Origin of the sequence: Flavobacterium sp. UW10123, assembly GCF_040538975.1 — a bacterium.
GTDB lineage: Bacteria > Bacteroidota > Bacteroidia > Flavobacteriales > Flavobacteriaceae > Flavobacterium.
Genome location: NZ_JBEWQE010000006.1, coordinates 211,933 through 236,139 on the forward strand (window position 1 = coordinate 211,933; position 24,207 = coordinate 236,139).

Annotated in this window: 23 protein-coding genes; 7 read left to right on the top strand and 16 right to left on the bottom strand. The window is 33.9% G+C overall.

Annotated features, from left to right (window positions below; genetic code table 11):
- Window positions 1–13 precede the first annotated feature (13 nt).
- Entirely contained in the window at window positions 14–2,341 is a 2,328-nt protein-coding gene (locus tag ABXT06_RS09155; RefSeq protein WP_354590478.1) for a GH92 family glycosyl hydrolase, read from the top strand.
- Window positions 2,342–2,523: 182 nt separating this feature from the next.
- Window positions 2,524–2,967 (top strand): hypothetical protein, encoded by a 444-nt coding sequence (locus ABXT06_RS09160; RefSeq protein WP_354590479.1) that lies wholly within the window; start codon window positions 2,524–2,526, stop codon window positions 2,965–2,967.
- Window positions 2,968–3,131: 164 nt separating this feature from the next.
- On the opposite strand, the gene ABXT06_RS09165 is transcribed toward ABXT06_RS09160, so the two are convergent.
- The 15 genes from ABXT06_RS09165 to ABXT06_RS09235 all read right to left on the bottom strand — a co-directional run bounded on the left by ABXT06_RS09165 (window position 3,132) and on the right by ABXT06_RS09235 (window position 16,250).
- Window positions 3,132–4,988, bottom strand: coding sequence for a M61 family metallopeptidase (locus ABXT06_RS09165; protein ID WP_354590480.1), 1,857 nt, complete (start codon window positions 4,986–4,988; stop codon window positions 3,132–3,134).
- A gap of 110 nt (window positions 4,989–5,098) precedes the next feature.
- On the bottom strand, window positions 5,099–5,377 hold the full coding sequence (locus ABXT06_RS09170; RefSeq protein WP_008462445.1) for a DUF2805 domain-containing protein: 279 nt from the start codon (window positions 5,375–5,377) through the stop codon (window positions 5,099–5,101).
- A gap of 121 nt (window positions 5,378–5,498) precedes the next feature.
- Window positions 5,499–6,326, bottom strand: coding sequence for a sterol desaturase family protein (locus ABXT06_RS09175; RefSeq protein ID WP_354590481.1), 828 nt, complete (start codon window positions 6,324–6,326; stop codon window positions 5,499–5,501).
- A gap of 126 nt (window positions 6,327–6,452) precedes the next feature.
- Entirely contained in the window at window positions 6,453–6,692 is a 240-nt protein-coding gene (locus ABXT06_RS09180) for a GlsB/YeaQ/YmgE family stress response membrane protein (RefSeq protein WP_111286841.1), read from the bottom strand.
- 39 nt (window positions 6,693–6,731) lie between these two features.
- Entirely contained in the window at window positions 6,732–7,439 is a 708-nt protein-coding gene (gene aqpZ, locus ABXT06_RS09185) for an aquaporin Z (protein ID WP_354590482.1), read from the bottom strand.
- A 25-nt stretch (window positions 7,440–7,464) separates the two neighbouring features.
- Window positions 7,465–7,821, bottom strand: a complete 357-nt coding sequence (locus tag ABXT06_RS09190; protein WP_354590483.1) for a DoxX family protein — start codon at window positions 7,819–7,821, stop codon at window positions 7,465–7,467.
- An 87-nt stretch (window positions 7,822–7,908) separates the two neighbouring features.
- Window positions 7,909–8,811 (bottom strand): EamA family transporter, encoded by a 903-nt coding sequence (locus ABXT06_RS09195; protein WP_354590484.1) that lies wholly within the window; start codon window positions 8,809–8,811, stop codon window positions 7,909–7,911.
- Between the two features lie 223 nt (window positions 8,812–9,034).
- Window positions 9,035–10,159: a peptidylprolyl isomerase gene (locus ABXT06_RS09200; RefSeq protein WP_354590485.1), complete on the bottom strand. Its 1,125-nt coding sequence runs from the start codon at window positions 10,157–10,159 to the stop codon at window positions 9,035–9,037.
- A gap of 29 nt (window positions 10,160–10,188) precedes the next feature.
- Window positions 10,189–11,265, bottom strand: a complete 1,077-nt coding sequence (locus ABXT06_RS09205; RefSeq protein WP_354590486.1) for a peptidylprolyl isomerase — start codon at window positions 11,263–11,265, stop codon at window positions 10,189–10,191.
- Window positions 11,266–11,279: 14 nt separating this feature from the next.
- Window positions 11,280–11,936, bottom strand: a complete 657-nt coding sequence (gene gldI / locus ABXT06_RS09210; RefSeq protein WP_354590487.1) for a gliding motility-associated peptidyl-prolyl isomerase GldI — start codon at window positions 11,934–11,936, stop codon at window positions 11,280–11,282.
- Between the two features lie 8 nt (window positions 11,937–11,944).
- The gene (locus ABXT06_RS09215) at window positions 11,945–12,949 is read right to left on the bottom strand and encodes a DHH family phosphoesterase (RefSeq protein ID WP_354590488.1); all 1,005 of its coding nucleotides are present in this window, start codon (window positions 12,947–12,949) and stop codon (window positions 11,945–11,947) included.
- A gap of 142 nt (window positions 12,950–13,091) precedes the next feature.
- Window positions 13,092–14,348: a voltage-gated chloride channel family protein gene (locus tag ABXT06_RS09220; protein ID WP_354590489.1), complete on the bottom strand. Its 1,257-nt coding sequence runs from the start codon at window positions 14,346–14,348 to the stop codon at window positions 13,092–13,094.
- A gap of 142 nt (window positions 14,349–14,490) precedes the next feature.
- A complete protein-coding gene (locus ABXT06_RS09225) occupies window positions 14,491–14,871 on the bottom strand; it encodes a RidA family protein (protein WP_281631891.1) in 381 nt (126 codons plus the stop codon).
- 147 nt (window positions 14,872–15,018) lie between these two features.
- On the bottom strand, window positions 15,019–15,324 hold the full coding sequence (locus ABXT06_RS09230; RefSeq protein WP_354590490.1) for a chaperone modulator CbpM: 306 nt from the start codon (window positions 15,322–15,324) through the stop codon (window positions 15,019–15,021).
- The gene (locus tag ABXT06_RS09235) at window positions 15,321–16,250 is read right to left on the bottom strand and encodes a DnaJ C-terminal domain-containing protein (RefSeq protein ID WP_354590491.1); all 930 of its coding nucleotides are present in this window, start codon (window positions 16,248–16,250) and stop codon (window positions 15,321–15,323) included. Before ABXT06_RS09235 ends, ABXT06_RS09230 begins: the two co-directional genes overlap by 4 nt.
- A gap of 282 nt (window positions 16,251–16,532) precedes the next feature.
- Between ABXT06_RS09235 and ABXT06_RS09240 the strand changes: the two genes are divergently transcribed.
- A complete protein-coding gene (locus ABXT06_RS09240) occupies window positions 16,533–17,246 on the top strand; it encodes a hypothetical protein (RefSeq protein WP_354590492.1) in 714 nt (237 codons plus the stop codon).
- A 131-nt stretch (window positions 17,247–17,377) separates the two neighbouring features.
- On the opposite strand, the gene ABXT06_RS09245 is transcribed toward ABXT06_RS09240, so the two are convergent.
- Window positions 17,378–17,905, bottom strand: coding sequence for a hypothetical protein (locus tag ABXT06_RS09245; RefSeq protein ID WP_354590493.1), 528 nt, complete (start codon window positions 17,903–17,905; stop codon window positions 17,378–17,380).
- A 223-nt stretch (window positions 17,906–18,128) separates the two neighbouring features.
- Here ABXT06_RS09245 and guaA point away from each other — a divergent pair, with 223 nt between their 5' ends.
- The 4 genes from guaA to ABXT06_RS09265 all read left to right on the top strand — a co-directional run bounded on the left by guaA (window position 18,129) and on the right by ABXT06_RS09265 (window position 24,206).
- Complete coding sequence (gene guaA / locus ABXT06_RS09250) at window positions 18,129–19,658, top strand: glutamine-hydrolyzing GMP synthase (RefSeq protein WP_354590494.1); 1,530 nt, start codon at window positions 18,129–18,131, stop codon at window positions 19,656–19,658.
- Window positions 19,659–19,721: 63 nt separating this feature from the next.
- Window positions 19,722–21,635 carry a LysM peptidoglycan-binding domain-containing protein gene (locus ABXT06_RS09255; RefSeq protein ID WP_354590495.1) on the top strand — a complete coding sequence of 638 codons (1,914 nt, stop codon included), beginning with the start codon at window positions 19,722–19,724 and terminating at the stop codon, window positions 21,633–21,635.
- Window positions 21,636–21,729: 94 nt separating this feature from the next.
- Window positions 21,730–23,805 carry a LysM peptidoglycan-binding domain-containing protein gene (locus ABXT06_RS09260; protein WP_354590496.1) on the top strand — a complete coding sequence of 692 codons (2,076 nt, stop codon included), beginning with the start codon at window positions 21,730–21,732 and terminating at the stop codon, window positions 23,803–23,805.
- Window positions 23,805–24,206, top strand: a complete 402-nt coding sequence (locus ABXT06_RS09265; RefSeq protein WP_008462463.1) for an OsmC family protein — start codon at window positions 23,805–23,807, stop codon at window positions 24,204–24,206. The genes ABXT06_RS09260 and ABXT06_RS09265 overlap by 1 nt, the downstream gene beginning before the upstream one ends.
- The last annotated feature ends 1 nt before the right edge of the window (window position 24,207 follow it).

Consider the following 24,207-nt stretch of genomic DNA (forward strand, 5'->3'; position numbering starts at 1 on the left):
GAAAAACTATAATATGATTAGAATAAAACACGGTAATTTGCTTCTTGTATTGATATTGCTTTCGGCTATTAATATGATGGCGCAAAAAAAGGCAATTCAAAATAAAAATCTCATTCAGTATGTAGATCCAATGATTGGAACTGCCAAAATGGGACATACTTATCCAGGTGCAACAGTTCCTTTCGGAAGCGTACAATTAAGTCCAGAAACCGATACCATCGCTTACAGTTTAAACGGAAAATATAATGGCGAGGTTTATAAATATTGTGCAGGATACCAATATGAAGATAAAACAATTGTAGGTTTTAGTCATACACATTTTAGCGGAACTGGACATTCAGATTTAGGCGATTTCTTGATTATACCAACAACTGGGAAACTGCAATTAAATCCAGGTGTGACATCAAAACCTTTATCAGGTTATAGATCGGCATTTTCACATTCAACAGAAAAAGCAGAACCAGCTTATTACAGCGTTTTTCTAGAAGATCATAAAATTAAAGCAGAATTGACAGCGACAACTCGCGTTGGAATGCATCAATATACTTTTCTAAAATCGGATCAAGCGCACATAATTTTAGATTTAACGTCTGGAATTTATAATTATGATAAAAAGAATGTTTGGACTTTTGTTCGTGTAGAAAATGATACTCTGATAACAGGATATCGTCAGACAAACGGATGGGCTAGAACTAGAACGGTATATTTTGCGATGTCTTTCAATAAGCCAATTAAAAGTTACGGACAAGCGGCTCAAGAAAAAAGTGTTTATAGAGGTTTCTGGGGAAGATTTGATCAAACGAAAAACTTTCCAGAAATGGCAGGACAAAATTTAAAATTGTTTTTTGATTTTGATACGAATGAAGGAGAGAAAATCAAAATCAAAATGGCATTATCACCTGTAAGTTCTGCAGGAGCATTAGAAAACATGAAAAAAGAAACGCCTGATTGGGATTTTGAAAATGTAAAAAAACAAAGTCAGGAAGTTTGGAATAAGGAATTGAATAAAATTCAGGTTGAAACTATTCAAAAAGAAGATTTAGTAAACTTTTATACCGCAATGTATCATGCCTTTTTGGGGCCAACAGAATACATGGATTTAGATGGAAATTATAAAGGTCTTGATATGAATGTGCACAGAGCCGAAAACTTTACCAATTATACCAGTTATTCACTTTGGGATACCTATCGTGCGTTACATCCACTATTTAATATTATTCAGCCGAAAAGAAACGCTGATATGGTAAGTTCAATGCTGGCGCATTCAGATCAAAGTGTTCATAAAATGCTTCCGATTTGGTCGCATTATGCAAACGAAAACTGGTGTATGATTGGGTATCATTCGGTTTCGGTTGTGGCAGATGCCATTGTAAAAGGCAATATTAGTTTTGATGCAGAAAAAGCACTTCAGGCTTGTGTGAATACTGCAAAAGTTCCGTATTACGATGGTTTAGAATTTTACATGAATAAAGGATATGTTCCAGAAGATAAAAATGGTGCTTCGGTTTCTAAAACTTTAGAATATGCTTATGATGATTGGGCAATTGCTCAGGCAGCAAAGAAATTAGGAAAGACAGCTATTTATAATGAATTCATCAATAGATCGAAGAACTATAAAAATGTTTATGACGAAAAAACAGGTTTCATGCGTCCGAAATTAAACGACGGAACTTTTAAGAAAGAATTTGATCCATTAGACACACACGGACAAGGTTTTATTGAAGGAAATTCTTGGAATTATAGTTTGTATGTTCCGCAAGATCCAGCCGACATGATTAAATTGATGGGTGGAAATGAGAAATTTAAAGTTCGTTTAGATTCTTTATTTAATATGCATCTTCCAGACAAGTATTTTGAGAATACAGAAGATATCACAAGAGACGGAATTATCGGAAATTATGTTCATGGAAATGAACCTTCGCATCACGTTGTTTATTTGTATAATTGGACAGATTCTCCTTGGAAAGCGCAAGATAAAATTAGAATGATCTTGAAAAAAATGTACCGAAATGGCGCTGATGGTTTAGGTGGAAATGACGATTTCGGACAAATGAGTGCATGGTATATTTTCAGCAGTTTAGGATTTTATCCTGTTGCTCCTGGTTCTGACGAATATGCATTAGGAAGCCCATTGCTAAAAAATGCTATTCTGAATTTAGAAAACGGAAAAACGTTTGAAGTTGAAACTGTAAATCAATCTGATAAAAATGTATTTGTTTCAAAAGTACTTTTAAACGGAAAAGAACTTTCGAGACCTTTCTTGAAGCATGAAGATGTGATGAATGGCGGAAAAATTACTTTTTATATGAGCAACAAGCCGAATAAGAATTATAAATTATGAGTCAAGTTGTGACGATTGTATTGTCACCCTGAGCGAAGTCGAAGGGCTTTTAAGCTTAAAAGGGCTTCGACTTCGCTCAGCCTGACAAAACGATGATGTTTTAATTAGAGAAAATTTGTGCAATTAGTGGCAAAACAACAAAAAACTTCACGAAATTTGCACTTCAAATAAAGACAATCAATATGAAGATCAATTTAAAATCAGGAATAGATAAACTGCTTTTTGGAATGAAGCAGAATGACGTAATAGCTGCTTTAGGAAAACCTGATAAAAATTATAAAGACGAAGATGACAACGTGATTTTTGTTTACAATGCACACAAAATCAGATTGACATTTTATCAGGAGGAAGATTTGAAATTAGGTTATTTAGTAGCTTCAAGTAATGATCTAGAAGTTTTCGGATTCAAATTAATTGGAAGAAAAATTGCTGATGTAAAGAAAGATTTTGCGACAAAAGGAATCACAAAATACAATCAGGAAACTTTTGACACGTTCGAAAATTATTTCAACGAAGACAACTGGTTTATCCTTCAAACAGAATTTGATGAGGTAGTGAAGTTTGAAATAGGAGCGATCATCAATAGTAAAGATGAGTTTGACTGGAAATTTCCTGTGAAAAAATAGTCATAATATTGTCATCCTGACGAAGGAAGGATCACACAAGAAGCTCCGCAAAGTATGTCGGACAATCTTTGTCAATTTACGTGTGTGATCCTTCGTTCCTCAGGATGACAAAGCATAAAAAAACCGACAATCACTTGTCGGTTTTTTTATATCGTAAAACGAAATTATCCTTTTAACCAAGCATTTTTAAGTTTTTCTTTTGATGCATCAGTTGCTTTAAAAGTTTCAGCTTCTTCAAATGGTAACTTTACAGTTCCTTTAATGGTTTCTTCTTTTCCGCCACGTTTTACTTTCAAAGTGATTGGGTCATTATCTTTCCAATTTTCACTTTCAGTAATCAAATCATAAATGTTGTCCAAATTGTATGATTTGTTGTTTACGGCTAAAATTTTATCGCCACCTTTTAAATTCAAGTTTTTAAAGAATTCAATTGATTCTGATTCAGGACGAACAGCGATTTCTTTAGTTGCTTTGTCAATAGTAATATTTGGAGTTTGTCCTTTAATAAACGGATTTCCTGTTTTTTTCTCCATTGCTTTTGCAACACCAACTTTAGCTAAGTAAAAATCGTAAGGAATTGGAGTAGTTCCAGCAACATATTTGTTTAAAAATTCTCCAACTTCAGGATACGTTAATGAAGTGATTTTAGCGAATAATTCATCATCATTGAAAGGTTTTTCAACACCGTATTCATCAGATAATTTGTGCATTAAATCAAGAATTCCTCTTTCTCCATTGCTTTTCTCTCTAATAATAATATCGATGCACATACCAATTAAAGCTCCTTTTTGGTACACATTTAAGTATTGGTCTTTATAAGGCTGGTCTAATACGTTTTTACTCATAACAGTAAATGACATAGTATCATCTAACTGTTTAGATTGTTGGATTTTATCTGCAATACGAGTGTAGAATTCAGCTTCGTCAATCAAACCTTGGTTGATTTGGAAAAGGTTAGCAAAATATTCTGTAACACCTTCATACATCCATAAATGCTCAGACATTTGCGGTGCATTGTAATCAAAATACTGAATTTCTTTTGAGTGAATAGTTAATGGAGTTACAATATGAAAGAACTCGTGAGAAACCACATCTTTCATAGATTCTACCAATTTTTCTTTTGGCATCGATTCTGGTAGAACTACAGTTGTAGCTGTTGGGTGCTCTAAAGCTCCAAAACCGTGAGCATCATCTTTTGCCATGCTTGATAAGTACAATAAGACAGTATATTTTTTAGTAGAATTTACTTTTCCTAAAAAGTTTTTCTGTGCTGTCATCATCGTTTTCATCTCTGGAGTAATGCTTTCGGCAGTATATTTTCCAGTAGGAGAGTATACAGCGATCAAAATATCCATTCCGTTTACATTAAAAGTAGTGTAATCAGGTTTAGAATACATAATTGGATTTTCTACCAAAATAGCATAACGAGAAGTGGTAAACACGTCAGAAGTATTGCTTGCATCTTGATCTGTCATAGAAGTAGCTCCCCAAAGTGTTTCTGGATGTGTAATAGTAACTTTGTATGGAACATCTAATTTATCTTGAAAATATCCTACAAAACCATGAGTATTAACCATGAAGTTTTTTCCAGCATCGATATTTGTTCCTGCAGGAGAGAAAACATCATCATTTCCAAAACCAGTTCCTTTTTCAGTATCGAAAGTATCGTTTACCAAATAAGTAATTCTTTTTAATGTTTTTGCATTTGAAATAGACCAAGAATTGTCGCCTAATCTTTTTACAGTAAGAGGATTTCCTTTAGCATCAAATGCTCTGAAATCTTCAGAATATTTTCCGTAATTATCTGTTGAATAAGTACCAGGGACGGTTTTCGGAATACTGTAAACAACTTCATCTGTTTTAAAGGCTGGCGGCGTAACGGTTACCAAAACTTTATCGTCTTTAACATCTGTTAAATTGATATTAACTTCAACAATATTGCTTTTTGCGGCTCCAGTGCTCCCTGTTTTACAGCTCCAAAAAGTTACCGCTAGAGCTAAGGTGTAAAGTATTTTTTTCATTTGTCTATGTTTAGTTAATTGTATTTGTCACAAAAAGTATCGAAAAGTTACTAAAAAATAACATTAAATTTAAAGATAAAAAAAAACTCCTGAAAAACAGGAGCTTTATGTTAGTCTAATTTATTCTTGATATAATATTTTCCGTCCAAATCTTCATCAAAATCATCTATTTTAACTGGTTTTGGTTTTGGTTTATTTGCAATTGCCTTCTTTTTCCACATTTCAAATTTTTCAAGAGGCATTTTCTTTTTCATGATGTCCAGGACTTCTTTTTCTGCCAATCCAAATTCTTTTTTTATAATTTCAAATGGATTTCTTTCTTCTAAAGCTAACGAAACAAGTCTTTCAGTTTGTTCCGGAGTTAATTCTTTGCGGCTACTCTTTTTCATCTCGTGAAAATTAATTCAAAATAGGGTGTTAATTATTAATAGATTGATTTTCAATTCTTGTATCAATATTAAAAAAAAAAATAATAAGTTGGTTAAGTAAAGCGCACTTTTTTTAGAGAATTTAGCTGTTTTTAAAGGATCTTGATTTTTGAAATGGAATTTTTAGCAGATTCTTCAATTCATTATTTTCTTCAGGCATCATATGGGTATCCACACCATATATAAGTTGATCTTTTGGTAAATAAGTGAATGTTCCAAAAAGCCTGTCCCAAACAGAAAAAATATTTCCATAATTACTATCCGTATAAGGCAGGACATAATGATGATGCACTTTATGCATGTTTGGAGAAACAATAAAGTAGCTTAAAAAAACATCCAATTTTTCTGGAAGCGAAATATTGGCGTGATTAAATTGTGAAGCAACAACTGATAATGACTGGTAAAGAAAAACCATCCACATTGGAGATCCAACAACTAAAACACCTAAAGTGGTAAAAACAAAACGCACTACGCTTTCTCCAGGATGATGCCTATTTGCTGTTGTGGTATCGATCCAAGTATCGGTATGATGTACCAAATGAAACTGCCATAAAATTTTTACCTTGTGCTCTACTAAATGAGCTAAATAAGCACCAATTAAATCTAAAAGCAGTAATCCAATTATGGTATAAAGCCAAATTGGCATTTGAGGAAGCCATTGCAAAATGCCAAAATTATTTTCGATTGTCCAAGCAGCTGTTTTTATTAAAATAAAAGCTAAAATAAAATTGACGACAATTGTTGTAAACGTAAAAAAGAAGTTTATCCCAGCGTGCGGCCATTTTTTATATGGCATTTTAAACAGTGGAAAACTGTTTTCAATAAGCCAGAAAATAGTGATTCCGCCAACCAAAATAAGGCTTCTGTGTGATGATGGAATTGTACTGAAGTAAGAAATGATTTCGTTCATAATACATAAATATTTGAGTTGAAATAAAATTTTCTTGTCGATTTTATCCAAACAAAAAAGAGAAAATCTGATATAAATATATCTGATTTTCTCTTTCAAATTAAATTATGTACTAATAATTGCGTATTATTTTTTGATGAGGCTAATTATAAATAATAAAACCCAAGCACCTCCTACGGCAATCAGAATCTGCCACAGAAGACCACCGCCTCCAATACCAAGTTTTCCGGCAATCCATCCTCCGATAAATCCGCCTATGATTCCGACAATAATATTGCCAATTAAACCAAAGCCGGCGCCTTTCCAGATTTGACCAGCCAGCCATCCAGAAATGGCACCTATAAGTAAGAAATATAAAAATTCCATATTTTTATTTTTTTGATGATGTGTTGATTTTCTTTGCTATTATGCTTCTGCGTGATTTTGAAGCAGAGTTTTATACAGGAATCCTGCTGCTAATGCGCCAAGAATTGGGGCGACCCAAAACAGCCAAACCTGAGATAATGGCTCTCCGCCAACAAAAATAGCCTGAGATAATGATCTCGCTGGATTTACAGAAGTATTCGTAATTGGAATACTGATTAAGTGTATTAAAGTCAAAGCCAAACCAATTGCAATTCCAGCAAATCTGCCATTGGCAAATTTATCAGTTGCTCCTAAAATCACTAACAAGAAAAATAAAGTAAGTATAAATTCTGCGATAAAAGCAGATTGTAAAGAATAACCATCAGGAGAAAAAGCCCCAAAACCATTAGATGCAAAGGCACCAGCTTTTGTATTGTCTATTGCAAAACCAGCTTTTCCAGAAGCTATTGTGTATAAAGTTCCTGCCGCTGCCGCAGCTCCAACACATTGTGCAACGATGTACGGAATAAGATCTTTACCCGAAAATCTTCCTCCAGCCCATAAACCAAAAGAAACAGCGGGATTAAAATGACCACCAGAAATATGGCCAACAGCATATGCCATTGTAAGCACAGTTAAACCAAATGCTAGCGCAACACCAGCAAATCCAATTCCTAAGTCAGGAATTCCGGCAGCAAAAATAGCGCTTCCGCATCCTCCAAAAACAAGCCAATAAGTCCCAAAAAACTCTGCAAATAATTTTTTCATAATAAAATAATTTAATGGTTAATGTTTAGAATGTATATTGGTAAGCCCAATAAATCAAAACAAATTGTAAGGGCAAACGTACAAATAAAATCCATATTGGTAAACCAAAACCTGCTTTTTTATTTTGAAACATGTACAAATTGGCAGGGAAAATAGCAAGTAATAGTGCTATAATTCCCCATGCGGCAAAATTTGATAAAAAAGGCAGGATTAAAAAGATGCCCAGAATGATTTCGGCGGCACCACTTAAAATATTTATTAATTTGGGGTTTTTAAATGCGGGCGGAATGATTTTTATGTACATTCCAGGATTTCTAAAATGATTTAGCCCGGCAACAATATAAAGGAAAGCCATTAAATATAAATGCCAAGGTAGAATCATGATATCTAATTGTTTATCACGAATTTATAAAAAAATTAACAATTATTGCATTACAGTTCTTCTTTTTTTGAAAGTATGTATTTTGAGTTATCTTTTTGACTTGAAATTTACATTCATAATAATTATGGCAAGAATAATCAATAAAATGCCAACCCATTGAGAAAAGATTACTTTTTCATTTAATAAAACATAAGCCATCATTACAGAAACTGGCAGTTCTAGCGCAGAAACAATACTTCCCAATCCGATTCCAGTTAACGGAAATCCTGCTGTCATTAATAGTGGCGGAATAATAGTGCCAAATAGTGCCAATACAATTCCCCATTTCAAGAAGATTTCCATATTAAAAGCAGTAACTTGTGTTGCAAAAGCAAAAGAAAATACAATAACAGCACCACCCAAAAGCATGTAAAGACTTCTTTGTGCAGATGAAATTTCGGTTGCAACACTATTAGCGGTAAACATAGTTGTAGTAAAAGACGCAGCGGCTAGCATTCCCCAAACTAAACCTCGCCAGTCTAATTGGATATCATTATTGATAATATTAGTGGCTAAAACAGTTCCGAAAAGCACTATTAATACAGCAATGACCTTTTGTTTTGAAGGTAGTTTTTTCTCTAAAATCATTTCAAGTAAAACACCCATCCAAACAGTTTGCATCAATAAAACGATTCCGATAGAAACAGGAATGTATTTTACAGCCAAATAATAAAATAAGCTGGTCATTCCTAATGAAGTTCCTGCAAGCATTAAACTGAAAATATTTTTACGAGATGCTTTTACGGCTGGTTTGTTTTTATTTTTAATGCGCTGAAAAAGATTGATTAGAAGAATTCCTAGAATTCCGTATATAAATTGTGAAGTCGTTACTTCTGCAGTTGTGTAGCCTTCAGAATAAGCTATTTTTACAAAAGTAGCTAGCATTCCGTAAGTAGTTGCTCCCAAAGCAACAAGAAAAACACCTTTTAATACATTATTTTGCGACGTCATAAATTATCTCTTTTTAAAAAATTAAGCCGGCAAAGGTAAGCTATTTTGTTTAGGATTCTCTTGTACTATGTTGAAAATAGTGATTTAACTACAATAGAATTGATTTTTAAAGGCTTAAATTAAGGATTTTCTAAAAAATGAAAATATTGAAAAACAGAAAAGCCATCAAAACTAATTCTGATGGCTTTTTATATTTATAAAAAACAAATTTTCTCTTTGCTAACTATTTAGGTTGATTTTGATACGTTTCGATTTCAAAAATCAAAGTTGCATTTGGAGGAATAACTCCGCCGGCACCTTTTTCTCCATAAGCTAAATTTGATGGCAGGAAGAAAGTTGCTTTTTCTCCGTCTGTCATCATATCCAGAGCTTCAATAAAGCCAGGAATCATTCCGTCTTTTTTGCCAACTGTAAAAGGAAAAGCTTTGTAACCGCCTTGTGCATCTCTGTTTGCATCATATTTTCCGTATGATTTTGCTACTTGAGCCATGCTGCTGTCGAATAAAGTGCCATCTTCAAAATATCCTGCGTAGTGAAAGTAGATTGTAGAACCTTCAGCGCCTTTAATACCAGTACCTTTTTGAGTTACTACGTATTTTAAGCCAGAAGGAGTTGCAGTTGCTTTTGATTTTAGGTCTTTAAAATAAGCAGCTTTAGCAGTTACGACCTTTTTTGCTTCTTCTTTTTTAGCAGCTTCTTTTTTAACATCATCACTTAAAACTTTTAAAGCATCAAATTTCTTTGCTGCTGCACCTTTGCGTGTAATAACGATTTTTGTCATTACATCGTCCTGAACAATTTTATTTACATTATCCATTCCAGAAACAACATGACCAAAAATAGTGTGTTTTCCGTTTAACCAAGGTGTATCTTTATGTGTAATGAAAAATTGGCTTCCGTTTGTTGCCGGACCAGAATTTGCCATTGCTAGAACTCCACCTTTTTCGAATTTTAAATCGTCTACAAATTCATCTTTAAACGAATATCCTGGGCCTCCAGAACCATTTCCGTCAGGATCACCACCTTGAATCATGAAATCATTAATAACTCTGTGAAATTTTAATCCATTGTAAAATGGTTTTCCTTTAAGTGAAGCTTTAACGTTAGGATTTGTACCTTCTGCCAAAGTAATAAAGTTCGCTACTGTAACAGGAGCTTTTGTATATTCTAAAGAAAGAACAATATCTCCTTTTGTAGTAGAGATTGTAGCAAAAATTCCGTCACCAGGATTTGCTGCTACAGCTGTTCTGCTTGTAGCTTTTGGTGCTGGTTTTGCAGCAGGCTTTTTAGTTTGAGCTTGAATATTTACTATTGCTAAGCAAAATAAAAACAGAAATTTAAATTTCATTGCTTTTTAATTTTAAGTCTATAATTTGATTACTGTTTGTCTGAAATCTGGATTTCGAAGATGATATTGGCATTTGGCGGAATCACACCTCCAGCGCCAGTTGCTCCATAAGCTAAGTGTGATGGAATGAAAAGAACTGCTTTATCTCCATAAGATAATTGCTCAACTCCTTCAATAAAACCAGGAATCAAACCGTCTTTTTTACCAGCTTGAAATTGAATTGGCTGGTAACCGCCTTGTGCTGCTCTCGCAGGATCATATTTACCGAATTGTTTTGCAACTTCTTCGATACTAGCATCAAATAACGTTCCGTCTTCAAGGAAACCAGCGTAGTGAATGTAAATAGGATTTCCTGCAGCAGGTTTTTTACCGTTTCCTTTTTCTGTGATTACATATTCTAAACCACTAGTAGTTTTAGTTGCTTTTGCTTTTAAAGTGGTATAATAATCTACTTTTTCTTTTTGAACACCAGCATATTTGCTTTGTTCTTTTGCAATGTCAGCAAAATAATCATGGAATACTTTTACAGCATCAAATTTCTTTGCTGCTTCACCATTTCTGATAATAGTTATAGAAACGATATTGTCTCCCTGCACAACTTTGTTCACTACTTCCTGATCTTTTACGTCTACAACATGACCAAAAATTGTGTGTTTTCCGTCTAACCAAGGAGTTTCAACATGCGTGATGAAAAATTGGCTGCTGTTTGTTCCAGGGCCGTTATTAGCCATTGCCAGAACACCAGCTTTGTCAAATTTCAAGTCAGAAAATTCATCTTTAAATTTATAGCCAGTATCTCCAGAACCAGTTCCTAATGGATCACCAGTTTGGATCATAAAACTTTCAATAACTCTATGAAATTTTAAACCATCAAAGAAAGGTTTGTTTTTAAGGTTTTCGTGTGTTACAAACTCGTTTTTACCTTCAGCTAAAGTAACAAAATTAGCAACAGTTATAGGCGCTTTTTTGTAATCTAGCTCTACAATAATGTGACCTTTGTTTGTCTCGATGTCGGCATATAGACCATCTGGAAGATTGCTATGATCGTCTTTACAAGAATAAAATGAGCTTACGGCTATTAGTAATAATAAAATACTCTTTTTCATTTTAAGATATTGTTTTATTGAGTTAATGTGTCTTTTTTAGCTGGTGCAGCTGGTTTTGCAACTGCAGGTTTTGGTGTTGTGGTTTGTGGTGATTGTGCAGCAGGTTTTGGTGTTTGAGCTGTTGGATCTGGAACAAAATTTCTCAGCGTAACGGTAACAATTAAAGATTCGTTTGGCCCAATTTTTTTGTTATCTCCGTGATATCCGTAGGCCATATGTGATGGGAATAAAAACGTAACGGTTTCATTTTTATGAATTCTTTTAATACCATCACGTAATCCCATCATAATGTCTTGCTTGTCTACATAATAGGTTTGAGGTCCAAGATCAGATTCAGAATAAATGACGTTGCTTTTTATATCTTTTACTTCCATATTAAAATAGGCAATATCGCCTTTTCTAGGAGCTAGAGTTTCTGCAGCATTCTTTTCTTCGTAGCAAAACCAATATCCTTTTGGAGTAGCATAATACTTTACTTTCGGATTGCTTTTGATTATTTTTTTAATGACTTCCTCCTCGTTGGCCACTAATTTTTTATTTCGGTCTGCCGATTTTTTCATGAATGTTCCCGAAGCTCTAGAAATCGGTCTTCTGGCTTCTTCATGATGCTTACAGCTGCTTATTAAAACAGCAAAAAGCAAAGTGTAAATGCTAAGTTTTAGGTTATTCATGATTTGGACTATAATTTTAGTTTTTTTACTAAATCTTCAAATTTATTTACTGTTTCTTCCATAGAAGCTTCAGATCTTCCGCCCGCTGCATTAACATGTCCGCCTCCGTTAAAGTGATCTCTTGCAAATTGGTTTACATCAAATCCTCCTTGAGAACGGAAAGAAATTTTAATAATTTTTTCTTCTCTGTTTTCAATAAATATGGCTGTAAAAACAATTCCGCGAATGCTTAATCCGTAGTTTACAATTCCTTCAGTATCACCTTTTACATAATTAAACGAATCAAGTTCTTCTTGAGTAAGGGTCATGTAAGACGTTTTATGATCTTCAAAAATTTTCATGTTTTGAAGTGCACGGCCTAGTAACTGCAAACGGCTAAAAGAACTATTATCGTATAGCAAAACAGGGATTTGAGTATTTTCTACTCCTAAATCGATCAGTTCGGCAATAATTCTGTGCGTATTTCCGGTGGTTCCTGGAAAACGGAATGAACCAGAATCGGTCAAAATTCCAGTATAGATGCAAGTTGCTATGGTTTTATCAATATCTTCTTTTTTGTTTAAAAAGGCAATAAAATTATAAACCATTTCACAAGTCGATCCGTACGAAGTGTCTGAGTACGTATAAGCAGCATAATCATGAGGTTTTTCATGATGATCGATCATGATAAACGGAGCCGTAAGTTTTGCCAGAGTATGTTCCATTTCACCTGTGCGATGAAAAGCATTAAAATCTAGCGTAAAAATAAGTTCGGCTTCTTCTAATATTTTGATACAGTTTTGAGTGTCTTTTTCATAGATTTTTACTGTTTCTGAGCCTGGAAGCCAAGCTAAAAAATCAGGAAAATCATTTGGAGAAATAACGGTTGGCTGATGATTATTTTTGAGTAAAAAATGGTATAAAGCTAGAGTAGAACCCATGGCGTCACCATCTGGTCCTCTGTGCGGAATTATTGCAATTTTCTTTGGCGTAGCAAGCAATAATTGAATCGCTTGAATATCTTGTATTTTCATAGTGTGCGAATTTACATTTTTTTAATGTAATGCTGAAAATAATTTTAGTTTTCAGTCGCAGTCTCAGTTCTCAATCCCGTTTGGAATTTGGACTCGAGCGTTAGTGAACAGGCGTAGCAATTTAAAAATATTGGAATTTTACTTATAAATTCTGTAGTTCTTTCTTTTGAAATTTTTGATACAGTTTATATTTCGCACCTTTTACGATCTGAGATTTATAAATTCCAACAGAACCAGAAGAGAAATAAGCAATTGTACAGGCGATTGCAATGAAGATTCCAGGAGCAATTCCGAATAATTCCATTCCCATTACTGTACAGGCAATAGGAGTGTGGGTTGCACCAGAGAAAACAGCAACAAATCCGATTCCAGCCAAAAGAGCAATTGGCATTGGAATTACAGTTGATAAGGCACTTCCTAAAGTCGCTCCAACAAAAAACAAAGGTGTTACTTCTCCACCTTTAAAACCGGCTCCAAGTGTAAATCCTGTAAATAAGATTTTAAGCAGAAAATCGTACCATTGGTTTGGATTTGAAAAGGAATCAACAATAACAGGAACTCCCAAGCCAGAGAATTTTGTAAATCCGAAACCAGCAATGGCAATAGCCAAAACAACACCGCCAATTAAAGGGCGAAGCGGAGGATATTTTATGTTTTTTGAAAAAAGAGAACCCCAGAAATGTGTGCTTCTAGAAAATAATAAAGCTGCAAATCCCGAGAGAACTCCAACAATTAGAGTAAAAATAATATTGTTTAAATTAAGTTCTGGAACAACTGGAATACTATAATGGGTATGTTTGATTTCCCAGAATTCTACAGTAAAATAAGCGGCATAAGCAACTAGAAAAGAAAGTACAATGCTTTTAAAATTAATTTTACTGAAATATAAAACCTCCAAAGCAAAAATAGCTCCAGCTAAAGGCGTCCCAAAAACCGAAGCAAAACCAGCGCTGATTCCGAGAATGATTAAAATTCTGCGTTCTGAATTATCAAGGTTAAAAAGTTTGGTGAACTGATCGGCAATTGCGCCTCCCATCTGTACTGCTGTTCCTTCGCGTCCTGCAGATCCTCCAAACAAATGTGTAAGCAATGTTCCTAAAAGAACTAAAGGAGCCATTTTAAAAGGAATAACTTTTTTAGGCTTTTCGTATTCTTCCAGTAAAAGATTGTTTCCTTTTGTAACCGATTCTCCCCAATAATAATAACTCAATCCAACTAAAAATCCGCCGAAAGGCAAAAGCCAGATAATCCAATCATGCTGAATTCTAAATTGAGTAACCCATTCTAAAGAAACTAAAAAGAAAGCAGATGCAGAACCTGAGAGTATACCAACTAAAGCGCAGATAAGAATCCACTTAGGAAGTGAAAGCAGGAATTGTTTTGGATTTAAGGAAGTCATTAATGAATTCTAAAAGTTTGCCACGAATTTCGCCAATTTTCACGAATTAAAAGGGAAAAAAACAATCATTTTTAATCCACATAATCTTTGATTTAAGAAAAATAATTCGTGAAATTCGTGAAATTCGTGGCTATAAAAAAAATTATACTACAGCAGTAAATTCTATTTCTACCAAATATTCTGGAGCTACCAATTTACTGATTCCGTAAAATCCTGTGGTTGGTTTTACATCCTTAAAGAAAGCAGAGTGCGCTCTAGCCACTTCTTCAAAAGTAGAAACGTCTGTTGTGAAAATTCTTGTTCTGATAACATCTTTCATGCTCACGTTTAAATCTTCTAAAACTTTTTCAACTCGCTCCAAAATATTATACGTTTGAGCATAAGCGTCATCAGCTTTTACTTTATCGCCGTCAACAATGGCTACAGTTCCAGAAACTTCAACAATATTGCCAATTCTTACGGCACGGCAATATCCCATTTTGTCTTCCCACGGAGATCCAGTCAAGATGTTTTCTCTTTTCATTTTTATAATTTTTGCGAATTTGTCTGTTGGTTTTAAGGCAAATTCAGGTTAATTAAAGTTGTCGCAATTTAAGGATTATGCTTCTGCCAGCGATTAAAAAAAGCTTGAAATCAATTCAGAAATCAAGCTTTTTTGTGATATTAATTGTTATTCGATATCTTTTTCTTCGTAAAGACGAAGCTTATTTTGCACCGTATTTAAATTCTGTTGTAAAATTTCGATTTTATTCAGAAGGTTTGCAATAGCATCAATTCCCTCCAGATTTATTTTGAGATCATAGTGCATGCGAATCATTTTCTCGACCGTAGGAAGCTGTTCGGGTTCCAGATATTCATCATTTTCTTCTGTTATAATATGAATGAGTCCGTAATTGCTAAGTTCAGTTATAAAAGTATTTTCGATTTCGTGGTAAATACAAAACTGTTTGATCTGGATTAAATTTTTATTTTTCATGACTTTCTTAGTTTTGCTAATTCTTCAAATAATTCTTTTTCTTTATCCGACAGTTTTGTTGGAAGTTTTATAGTGTAAGTGATATATAAATCACCAAACTGATTCTCTTTTTTATAAACTGGAAAACCTTTTCCTTTCAGTTTTACTTTGGTTCCTGGCTGAGTTTCTGCAGGCACTTTTATTTTTACTTTTCCGTCAAAAGTATTGATATAGGTTTCTCCGCCTAAAATTGCCGTGTACAAATCAATCGGCGCATCGGCATACAAGTTGTTTCCTTCTCGTTTAAAATCTGAATTGTTAGAAATGATAAATGTGATGTATAAATCGCCATTTGGCCCGCCATTTACACCTGGGCCTCCGTGATTCGGAATTTTAATAATCTGCCCATTTTCAACACCAGCAGGAATTGTAATTCGAATATTTTTTCCGTTTACCGTTAAATTTTGTTTGTGTGTTGTGTAAGCCGCTTTAAGGTCTAGTTCCAGTTCGGCATTAAAATCCTGTCCTCTATATTTAGCCTGCGATCTGTTTCTGCCTGCATTTTGGCCATACATCGAATTGAAGAATTCTGAAAAATCACTTCCAGAAAAGTCTCCGCCACCAAAACCAGAGAAATCGCCTTCAGAATATTGATAGCCACCTTGCTGTCTGCTTTGCTGTTGTTGATTCGGATCGTAACCCGCTTTTTCAAATTCATCGGCATGTTTCCAATCCTTTCCGTATTTGTCGTATTTTTTTCGGTTTTCAGGATTGCTTAAAACTTCGTTGGCTTCATTTATTTCTTTGAATTTTTTTTCAGCTTCTTTATCATTCGGATTCAAATCGGGATGATATTTTCTCGCCAGTTTTCGATATGCTTTTTTGATGTCTGCTTCTGTAGCAGATTTCGTAACGTCTAGTACTTTATAATAATCGATATAATCCATTTTGTTGAGATTTTAAATGGTAAAATAAAGTCTTGAAATTAAGAATAATCTGTTAATTTTCAAAATCTTATTCATCGCGTTTTGGGATTTGGAATTTTTAATTTGGAATTTGTTTTTGCAGAAAAATTATATTTTGGCAGGTTTTTTGATTCCAAAAAATAGCTTAATTATATGTTATAAAACTCCTAAAGTTGCAGCAAGTAAGTAAATTATACTATTTTTGTGAAGCTGGACTTTTGATTTATATTAATTATAAAAGGCGATTCGATAATACTTTTTTCAATGAAGCACATTTTATTTTTCATATTGTTTTTTACTGCACTGTCTGTATCAGCCCAAATTGAGTCTAGTACAAAATTCAAAACTATTCCAGGCGGAAAGTTTACTGCAAAGCCTAAAAAGACTCCAGTTCCTGAGACAAAAGATCCATTGGCAGAATTTAATGATATGCCAGCAATTAAAACTCCAAATGTTTTTGAAAATACGAGTATAACTCCAAAATCAAAGTTTCAGATTGGAGAAGAGAAAAGTAAATTTACGATGTCTACAGAAACTGATTTTGCCAATCCAGGCGATAGATATGTAGCCAAAATGGAAAAAGATTTGGATAAATCTTTAAAAGATGCTGGTTTAAGAGAAGGTCGCGGTGTTTTGGTAAAGAAAAATATTTCGTTAGGAGATTTTAAAACCAAATCGGAATACTTCATTGTTAAATTCCGAGATTTCGGAGCAATTGACGGAGATTTAGTAAAAGTTTCTTCAAATGATTACGTAATTCGCGATAGAATTTTATTGGATTCTAATTTCCAGCAGGTAAAAATCAATCTGGCACAAGGCTTTAATAAATTAGATTTTGAAGCTCTAAATATAGGTACACTTGGAGGAAACACCGCAGAAATACAAGTCTACGACGATAAGGGTAATTTGGTAACAAATGATTATTGGGACAATCTTGCCGCAGGATTTAAGGCTTCTATTGTTGTAACTAAGGAGTAGCGCTTTTAGCGCTGGTGTAAAGTAGCAAAGGTTCAAAGGGATAAAGTTTTACACTTCGTTTACCTTTTTGAACCTTTTTTATTGAGTTGCAGCAGAAACCTCTGAACCTTTGTAGCTTTGAACCTCAAAAATTAAAACGGATCCGCAGTAACCTTAAACTTCATTTCAGCTTTTACCGTAACATCTTTAGTTAAAGTTTCTTTTAAAGTTACTTTAGTTCTTATTTTGTAGCTGTCTGCTTTAATGTATTCATCTAATCTTTTATCTGTACAAATCAAATCAATTGAATTGCTTGATACATTGATGTTGTCTGCATACGCTAATTCAATTTCTTCTGAATTTGCTGTTGAGATATATAAATGAACCGATTTTAAAAATGTAAAAGTTTTATCAGACGGATCTGTAATGGATAATTTCAATGATTTGATTTTAACATCTTTTACCAAACTAGCTTTTGTTTTATTGTTTTCAAACTCAGCCGAAGAATTGGTTGTAACTTCTGGAGTGATTATTTCCGAAGGCAAATTAATTGGTGAAGTGCTTTGGATTTTAATGGAAGTGTTATTCGAAATTGTAAAAGTCAATAAATCATCAACTGTATTACAAGAAGAAAAAAAGACCGACACAAAAGCAGTCAAGGCAATAATTTTTGATTTCATAGTTGATTTAAAATTGGGTTTTTCGTTAGATACGAATTTTTGGAGTTTTTGGATTTCTTTTTTCTAGGTTCAAAGTTACAAAGGTTCAAAGGGACAAAGAAAAAAAACTTTGGACCTTTGTAACTCTGAGCCTTTGTACCTAAAAATCGGAACGTTGAAAAAAAATATTTATTTTTTCAACGTTCCGATTTTTGAATTTCGAATATAAAAAGTACTTTTGCGCATGCAACACAACGTACTTATTTTAGATTTCGGATCGCAATATACTCAGCTTATTGCGCGTAGAGTTCGCGAATTAAATATATTCTGCGAAATTTTTCCTTACAATCACATTCCAAGTGATTTATCAAGTTATAAAGCCGTAATTTTAGGAGGAAGCCCTTTCTCTGTTAGAGGAGAAGATGCACCACATCCTGATTTATCGCAAATTAGAGGTAAAATGCCCTTACTTGCTGTTTGTTATGGAGCACAATATTTAGCTCATTTCAGCGGTGGAGAAGTGGCAGCTTCAAATACAAGAGAATACGGAAGAGCTAACTTGTCTTATATTAAAGAAGGCGAAACTTTCTTTGAAGGAATTTCAGAAAACAGCCAAGTTTGGATGAGCCATAGTGATAGTATCAAAGCGCTTCCAACAAATGCAGTAAAATTAGCTAGCACGCATGATGTAGAATACGCTGCTTACAAAATTGAAGGCGAAACTACTTATGCAATTCAATACCACCCAGAAGTTTACCATTCAACGGATGGAAAACAGATGTTGGAAAACTTCTTAGTGAAAATTGCTGAAGTTCCTCAAAACTTTACTCCAAATGCTTTCGTTGACGAAATGGTAGCAGAATTAAAAGAGAAATTAGGAAACGATAAAGTTGTTCTTGGTTTATCTGGAGGAGTAGATTCTACTGTAGCGGCAGTTTTATTAAACAAAGCAATCGGACAAAATTTATATTGCATCTTCGTTAACAACGGACTTTTGCGTAAAAACGAATTCCAAAATGTATTAGATCAATACAAAGGAATGGGATTAAATGTAAAAGGAGTTGACGCTGGAGATCGTTTCCTTGGCGAATTAGCCGGAATCAGTGATCCTGAAACAAAACGAAAAACAATTGGTCGTGTATTTATCGAAGTTTTTGATGATGAATCACACCTTTTAGAAGACGTAAAATGGTTGGCACAAGGAACAATTTACCCAGACGTTATCGAATCTGTTTCGGTAAAAGGACCATCTGCAACTATTAAATCTCACCACAACGTTGGTGGATTGCCAGATTATATGAAATTAAAAATTGTAGAACCGCTTAGAATGTTGTTTAAAGACGAGGTTCGTAGAGTAGGAGCTACATTAGGAATAGATCCTGAATTATTAGGAAGACACCCTTTCCCTGGACCAGGATTATCTATTAGAATTTTAGGAGATATTACTCCAGAGAAAGTTAGAATTTTACAAGACGTAGATTCTGTATTTATCGAAGGATTAAAATCTTGGGGATTATACGATAAAGTTTGGCAGGCTGGAGCAATTTTGCTTCCTGTAAACTCTGTTGGAGTTATGGGTGATGAGCGTACTTACGAAAAAGTAGTGGCGCTTAGAGCTGTGGAATCAACAGATGGTATGACTGCTGACTGGGTTCACTTACCTTACGATTTCTTGATGAAAGTGTCTAACGATATCATCAATAAAGTAAAAGGCGTGAATCGTGTAGTTTACGATATTAGTTCAAAACCACCTGCAACAATTGAGTGGGAATAGTAGCATAATTTAAAATTAAGGTCTTACATTTGTAAGGCCTTAATTTTTTATAACCTACTATTTATGAGAGAACTTTTAACAATTTCTCTTGTGTTTATTTTGTCTTTTAACAAAATAACTGCGCAAGATTCAATTATCGAGCACAAGATTCAAAAAGGTGAAACCGCTTATTTTATTGCCCAAAAGTATAAGGTTTCTATCGATGAGATTTACAAACTCAACCCCGAATCGCAAAACGGAATCAAAGACAATCAGGTATTAAAGATTCCAATTCACAATTTAGAAATTACAACTTCAAAGCAGCAAACCCATATTGTTGCGCCAAAAGAAACATTGTTTGGTTTATCAAAACAATATCATGTTTCGGTTGAAGCCATTCAGAATGCTAATCAGGAAATTTTGGCCAGCGGACTTCAAATTGGTCAGGAACTGATTATTCCTCAAAATTCAGATCATTCTTCAAAACAAGAAATCGCTATTTCTTCAAAAACAATGCATCAAGTTGTAGCAAAAGAATCTTTGTTCAGCATTGCAAGACAATATAATGTGTCGGTTCAAGATTTAGAAAATCTAAACAGAGATATCTTGATTAATGGATTGCAGATTGGTCAGACCATTTCAATTCCAAACAAAAGAAAAACTTTAGACGGAAGAGTTCGTGTCATCAATCAGGAAACAGTTTTTCATATCGTTGAACCAAAAGAAACCAAGTTTTCGATTGCTAAGAAATACGGAATCTCAATTGATCAATTAGAATCTCAAAATCCAGAAATCGTAAACGGATTAATTGTTGGTAATAAATTGGCCATTAATACAAAAGGAATTCAACCGACAAATGAAAGCGAAGAACTGATGTTAGCTTTGGCTGAAAAACAAGTTGTTGTCGAGAAAACAAAAGCCAAAACAGTTGAAATAGAAGATTTAAAAGATCGTTTGGTTGTTCAAAAAGAAATGAATCAAAAGATTATTAAAATCAATGATTTGAAAGTGAATCTGAATGATATGAACGGTTCTAAAGAAAATTCTGTTGAAAAACTGCGTTTGGTTTTAGAAGCCAATAAAAATGTACAAGATGTTTTAATGGCAAAATTAGATTCGCTTGTCAATTCAATGAATGATGATTTGAAAGAACTGAAACGAATGGATATTTTGAATGTTGAAGAATCAAAAAGATTGGAGAAACAATCATCGGAAGGAATCAGCAAGACCAATGAATTATCATCTCAGTTAAAGAAAGAATTAGCAGAAAATAGAAAAGTGTATGCTGGTTTGATGAATAAAGTAGAGAAAATTGCTGTTGAAGAAAATCAAGAGTACAAGAAGAAAATCCGCGAAAGCGAAAAAAAGGCTAATACAGAACCTTTGCAGCAGCGTTTGTCTTTAGAAGAAATTAAACGCTACAAAGAAGACCAGCAAAAAGGAGACGAAAAAAATCAGCTTTTAATTGCTAAAATTGATTCGCTTGATAATCAGAAAAAGATTGAAGTGAAAAGACACATCAGTAAAGCTTCATATTACAGTATGGAAGCTCGAAAGTTTGATGATAAATTGGCTTTAGTTAAACTGAAAAAATATCAGGACGAAGCAGTCAAAAAACAGAAAAATAATAATACTGTCGAAAATTCAAAAACAATTTCGTTAGAAGAAATGAGACAAGAATTGAAAGACAATCCGTTACGAGCTGATAAAACAGTAAAAATAGAAGTTTATGATAATCTTAGAGAAGTTTCGAACGGGTATTACTTAGTTTTGGGTATATTTACAGACGCAGTTGACCGAGATAAGCTCATTATGAAACTCATTGATTCTGGCGATTTTAACGCTAGTTTCTTCTTTAATATCAACAGCCTTTCGTACTATGTTTACAGCGATAAATTCGAAAACATGGAAGAAGTGCTTTACAAATGCAAGAAAAAAGAAGAAGATGAGTTATATAAAGATATCGTAATTGCCAAAGTAGAAATCGATTTGAGATGATTTTTGAATGAAATAACAAACGGCTCGAATTTTGCTTTTGGATAAATCTGTGAGATATTTTTAAATTAGAAATTAAATTGTTTTAAGCCATATTATGAAATATTATTTAACATTATTGTCTCTTGTATTCTTTATCAGTTCAAGTGCTTTTTCTCAGGAAAAAGTAGTGAAATATAAAGTGTCAAGCGGTGAAACTATTAATCAGATTGCTCAAAAATTTAAGGTTACCCCTTTTGATATTTATCAGCTCAATCCAGATGCAAGAACAGGATTGGTGCCAAATTCTGTATTGTTAATTCCGACAAAAACAGGAGAAGGAAAAAAAGAAGTTTCTGAAACAAAAACTGTAGCATCTTCTGGTAAAGACATTATCCATGAAGTGCAGCCAAAAGAAACTTTTTGGAGCATTGAGCATAAATACGGAATTACAGATGAAGCGTTAAAAGCAGCAAATCCGTTTTTAGAAAAAGATGGTGTTCAAATTGGACAAAAATTGGTAATTCCAGCAAAAGGATCTGCTCCAAAAGCAGCGGCAAAACCTGCTAAGGAAAAAGGTGCTGAAAAATATGTGTATCATGATGTACAGCCAAAAGAAACAAAATTTGGTATTGCAAAACAGTATAATATGACTGTTGACGAATTGGAAAAACGTAATCCAGATATTGTTTCTAGTCTGCCAGTTGGTTACAGGCTGACAATAAAAGGAACAGCTCCAAAGACAGAACATGTTGCAACAGAAACAGCAAAACCTGTTGAAAATAAGAAGCCAGCTGAATCTTCTAAAAAAGCGGTAACTTATATGGATTATCAGGTAAAACCAAAAGAAACTTTTTATAGTTTAGGAAGAGTTTTTCATTTATCGCAAGAGGAATTAGTAGCATTAAATCCGTCGCTTTCTGAAGGTGTAAAAGAAGGAATGGTTCTGAAAGTTCCTGCTGGATATATAGCACCTGCACCAATTATTGCTGCACAAGTTCCTACTGAAAAACCAGCAGATTCTTCGGTAAATAAACCTGTAGAAAGCACTGGAGGCGGAATTAAGATTGTAGATAAAGTAAAATCTAGTGAAAACGAAAATGTTGAAATTGTAGAATTAAGCAAAAAAAGAGGGATTAACGAGCGTAAAAAAGTAGTTTTATTGCTTCCTTTTAATATGGCAAAAGTGCAAAGTGATACATCTGGAACTGCTAACAGAATTAAAAACGATAAGTTCCTAAATATGACTCTAGATTTTTATTCTGGAGCTTTGATGGCGATTGATTCTGCAAAGACATTGAAACTGCCAATTGATGTTGCGATTTACGATTCGCAAGAAACAAAAACCACTTCCAATGTTGTAGGTTTGACTCAGAAACTTCAAGATGCAGATGCTGTAATTGGGCCATTTTACCAAAGTAACGCAGAAACAGCAGCAAGTATGTTGCGTTCGTATAATGTTCCTGTAATTTCGCCTTTATCTAAAGATAGCGCAAACCCAATTGATAATTTGTACCAAACTGTGCCTTCAAATGACGTAATTAGAAATTCAGTTTTTGACTATATGCGTTCTAAAAACGGAAATATTATTGCTGTGGTAGATAAGAAGAAAGAGTCAGTTATCAACTACATTAAACAAAATCAAAAAGGAGTTGCGTTTGCATCTCTGACTGAAACTGGAGGTTTGGATGTGGCTAACTTAAAAAGCTTATTATTGCCAAACCGAATGAACTATGTTGTAATGGAAACAGGAAATACAGCGATGGTTAAAGCTACGATTAAGGCTTTGCTTGATTCTCAGAAAACGTGTCAAGTTCAATTGGTAATTTTGGAGCAAAACAGTACATTGGATACAGACGAAATCAGTTTTGATAATTTAGTGAAGCTTAAATTAATGTATCCTTCTGTAACTCGCGAAAGCGATGAACAGCCAGTTTTAATTTATGAAAAACAATATCGTCTAAAAAACAAAGCTAATCCAACGACTTATGCAACTAGAGGTTTTGATGTAACGTTTGATACCATGATGCGTTTGGTGCAAGGAAAAACATTTCAGGAAACAGCTGATCTGATGACGACTCAACAAGTAGATAATAAATTTCAATATTATAGAAAAGAAGATGGCGGACACGCTAACAAAGGTGTTTACATTTTATACTATGATACTGACTTAACTTTAAAAGTAGCTAATTAATGACATCAAAAGTAACCTATTTAGGAGATTTAAGAACAAGTTCAATTCACGTGCAATCGGGAAGCGAAATCATTTCTGACGCACCATTAGATAATAACGGAAAAGGAGAGGCATTTTCTCCAACAGATACTGTAGCAAACGCATTAGCAAGCTGTATGATGACGATTATGGGGATCAAAGCTCGTGATTTAGAAGTTGATTTTGTGGGTTCTACAGCAGAAGTAACTAAGATTATGAATGCTGAACCAAGAAGAATTGGAGCAATCGAAATTGTGTTTCAAATGAAAAGCAATGCTGATGAAAAAAGCAAAACTATTCTGGAACGCGCTGCAATGACTTGCCCAGTTTTTCTAAGCTTAAGCAGTGAAATAGAAAAGAAAATTACTTTCAACTGGAATTAGT